This window comes from Microbacterium sp. GbtcB4 (assembly GCF_019091465.1).
In the GTDB taxonomy this organism is placed as follows: Bacteria; Actinomycetota; Actinomycetes; order Actinomycetales; family Microbacteriaceae; genus Microbacterium; species Microbacterium paraoxydans.
Genome location: NZ_JAGXJJ010000483.1, coordinates 1 through 239 on the forward strand (window position 1 = coordinate 1; position 239 = coordinate 239).

The 239-nt window shown below is 77.8% G+C and carries 1 pseudogene; it reads left to right on the forward strand.

Annotated features, from left to right (window positions below):
* Nucleotides 1–2 precede the first annotated feature (2 nt).
* A pseudogene (locus KVS71_RS18550) lies at nt 3–239 on the forward strand (NADH pyrophosphatase); the annotation flags it as partial.

The following is a 239-nucleotide window of genomic DNA, read 5'->3' on the forward strand; positions in this document are numbered from 1 at the left end:
GCATCCCGCGCCCGTTCTTCGACCGCGCCGCCGAACTCCGCGAGGAGGAGGGCGTGCTCGAGCGCCTGCGCGACGACGCGGGCTCGCGCGTCGCCGTCGTCCGGGAGGGACGTGTGCGTGTGGCGGCCTCCGCGCTGCTGCGCGTCTCCGCGGACGAGGTCGCGGAGGGGACATGGGCGCTGCTCGGCCGGGATGCCGACGGCACGGCGCTCCTGCTCGCCGCGCTGCCGCCGGAGACC